The organism is Nguyenibacter vanlangensis (assembly GCF_013376155.1).
GTDB classification, from domain to species: domain Bacteria; phylum Pseudomonadota; class Alphaproteobacteria; order Acetobacterales; family Acetobacteraceae; genus Gluconacetobacter; species Gluconacetobacter vanlangensis.
Genome location: NZ_JABXXP010000333.1, coordinates 1 through 3,194 on the forward strand (window position 1 = coordinate 1; position 3,194 = coordinate 3,194).

The 3,194-nt window shown below is 67.0% G+C and carries 3 protein-coding genes and 1 pseudogene; all 4 read left to right on the forward strand.

The window, feature by feature from the left end; all coding sequences use genetic code 11:
• Nucleotides 1-1,101, forward strand: a pseudogene (locus tag HUK84_RS13315) (OPT family oligopeptide transporter); the annotation flags it as partial.
• 108 nt (nt 1,102-1,209) lie between these two features.
• Nucleotides 1,210-1,890 (forward strand): AroM family protein, encoded by a 681-nt coding sequence (locus HUK84_RS13320; RefSeq protein WP_176640724.1) that lies wholly within the window; start codon nt 1,210-1,212, stop codon nt 1,888-1,890.
• A gap of 169 nt (nt 1,891-2,059) precedes the next feature.
• On the forward strand, nt 2,060-2,449 hold the full coding sequence (locus HUK84_RS13325) for a hypothetical protein (RefSeq protein ID WP_176640725.1): 390 nt from the start codon (nt 2,060-2,062) through the stop codon (nt 2,447-2,449).
• 67 nt (nt 2,450-2,516) lie between these two features.
• The coding region (locus HUK84_RS13330; protein WP_176640726.1) for a DUF917 domain-containing protein at nt 2,517-3,194 on the forward strand (678 nt) is incomplete at its 3' end.

Here is a 3,194-nt window from a genome sequence, read left to right on the forward strand (position 1 = left end):
CTCGGCGTGGCGGGCGGCCTGTGCGGCGTTCCCATGGCCGCGTTCGGCACGGCCCTGATCGGCAATGCCTGGGCATTGTCGATGTTCGGCATCGGATTGCTGGTGCGCGGCCAGGGAATCGCCGATCGTCTCGGCGCCAGCGCCGCGGCCCTGCGACCCACCGCCCATCTCGACCCCGCGCTGGTGCCCCATGGCGTCATGGTCGGCGCGGGCCTGGTCGCATTGATCCAGGTCGGATCGACATTGATGCGGCACGGACCGGGCGTGAAACGCGGGCGGGACGGCCGCATCGTCGGCGCCCTGGCTTTGGGGGGCGGGGGCTTCCTCGGCATCGCCGGCCTGGTGGCCCTCCTCAGCGGCGTCGCCTACGGCCTCACGCCGCGCATGCTGGTCGCCTTCGTCGCTTATGCCGCCTTCGCGGCATTCCTGCATGAATTGATCGTCGGGCTGGCGGCCATGCATTCGGGGTGGTTTCCCGCCTTCGCGATCGCGCTGATCACCCTCCTGATCGGCAGCCTGTGCGGGTTCCCCATGCCGGCGCTGGCCCTGCTCGCGGGCCTGACCAGCGCCACCGGTCCGGCATTCGCCGATATGGGCTACGATCTCAAGGCCGGATTCCTGCTGCGCGGCGGCGGCGCCAATCCCGCCTTCGAACAGGATGGCCGGCGTCAGCAGCTTTACACGGCCTTCGCCGCTTTCGCGATCGCAACATGCGTCGTCGCCTTCAGTTGGCGCGGCTATTTTACGCACGACCTGTTTCCGCCGCCCGATCGCGTCTATGCCGCGGCCATTCGCGGCAGCGCGCATGGATCGGTCGCCTGGACCCTGGCGTTCTGGGCGATCCCCGGGGCCATCCTGCAGATGCTCGGCGGCCAGCGCCGCCAGATGGGCGTCCTGCTGGCCACCGGGCTGCTGATCGTCAATCTCAAGGCCGGATGGGCCGTCCTGGCCGGTCTGGCGGCCCGCGCCGTCTGGCTGGCCTGCCGTGGAGAATCCGGCCGCTCGCCGATGGAAATCTTCGCCGGAGGCGTCATCGCCGGCGATGCGCTGTTCTCGTTCTTCTCGTCCATGAAGGCGAATATCCGGATCCATAGGCACTGAACCGGCCTCGCCCCTTGGCCAGGAGTACGTAGTCCCCCTTATGGCGCGGCGCGTGCGGCAAAGGCGATGATATTACAAGTTGCAATATCGATACGAACATGAGGTCGCATGCCAACGAAAATCGCCTTCGTGACCATCGGCCAGACCCCGCGCGACGACCTCGTCCCCGCCATCCTGGACCTCGTGCACGCGGATGTCGTCGCCACAGGGTTCGGCGTTCTCGATGATCTGGACGATGCCGGGATCGCCGCGATGGCGCCGGCCGACACCGCGCCGATGCTGGTGTCGCGCCTTCGTTGCGGTCGCGAGGTGCATCTGGACAAGGCGCTTGCGACCCGAAGCCTCATCGCACTCATCCATCGCATCGACCGGCAGGAATTCGACCTGATTGTTCCCTTGTGCACCGGAAACTTTCCGGAATTGCACGCGCTCGCCCTCCGTACGCCGCTCATCGAACCCCAGCGCCTGATGGATCGTCTGGCCACGGGCCTGCTGTCCGGACTCAGGACGATCGCGCTGGTCGTGCCCAATGCCGCACAGGCTGCCATGCATACGCCCTATGACGGCGTCGAGACGATCAGAAGCTGGGTTTCCCCCTACGTCCCGGCAAGCCAGGACCCCGAACGATACCGGCGCCTGGATGCCGCCCTGACCGGGGCCGACCTGATCGTCATGCATTGCGTGGGGTTCGACGAGCCGATGCGCGCGGCCCTGCATCGCCGGTACGGATGTCCGGTCCTGATCCCCCGCCGGGTCATCGCCGCGGCGATCGACCTGATCGCGCAATAGCCCGCGCCTCCCGCCCGCCTTTTCCTTATCCCCCGGAATGCTGGTCCGGCACGGCACAGGATGCTTCGCATGTTTCACCTCCCGTCACGCTCCGGCCCCGTCCCCGTCCTCGTCCGCTTGGGCCATCTCGGGCTGCTTCTCTTCATCGGCAGCACCTGTATCCCGGTGCTTGTATCGCACGCCGGCAGGGCGCCCGATCTACCAGAGCGCGAACGGCCAGGACCAGGGCACGCCCAAGGTCACGCTCAACGGCATGGCCGATTATGCGATTCCGCTCTCGAAACGCTACGATCTCGATATCGAGGCCGATTACAGCTACAGCGATCCGTACAAGCCGACCGGCGCCTACGCCCCCGACCAGACGCAGATTCCGGCCTATTTCATCGCCAATGCCGGCATCACCTTCCGTCCGCGATCGCGCCGGTGGTATGTCAGCGCCTATTCCTCGAATATCGCCAACCGGCATTACGATATCACGCGCGCGACCGGCATCGTCGAATATTTCGCAGTGCCGGCTCCACCGCGCTTCTGCGGCGCGCGCTTCGGCATGTCCTGGTAGACGACACGCGGCGGGACGATCGCCCCGCCACCCCCATAAACCTGAAGAGAATGCCGGAGAAACGACGATGCACGCCATAGGCAAGGACGATCTCGAGCCGCTGGCCGTCGGGGCGTGGATCCTGGGCACGGGCGGCGGCGGTTCGCCCTATCTCTCCTGGCTCAACATGCGCAGGCTGTATGCCGAAGGCGCCAGCGTCAGCCTGATGTCGCCCGACGAACTGTCCGATGACGACCTGGTGGCCGTGGTCTCGAACATGGGCGCCCCCCTGGTCGGCCAGGAACGGCTGTCCAGCCCCGACTTCGCGCTCAAGCCCGTTCGGATGATGGAGGCATATCTCGGCCGGCGTTTCCGCGCGGTCATGGCGCTGGAAATCGGCGGCGGCAATGCCTTCCAGCCCTTGATGGTGGCCGCGATGTCCGGCCTGCCCGTGGTGGATGCGGACTCCATGGGCCGCGCCTACCCCGAAGCCCAGATGACCAGCTTCGCCATCGCCGGATTGCAGATGTTTCCCTGCGCCGTCTCCGACATCCGCGACAACGATGCGCTCGTCACCCGCGCCGCAAGCTGGCCCTGGGTCGAACGGATCACCCGCAGCATCTGCGTGCAGATGGGCTCGATCGCGGCCACGTGCAAGGCGCCGCGTACCGGGCGCGAGGTCAAGCAATTCGGCATTCACCACACCACGACCCGCGCCATCGCCCTCGGCCGCGCGGTGCGCGATGCCCGTGCCCGGCACGACGAC

Coding starts and splice junctions, on each gene's coding strand:
- HUK84_RS13320 (WP_176640724.1), top strand. CDS start 1,210: ATGCCAACGAAAATCGCCTTCGTGACCATCGGCCAGACCCCGCGCGAC.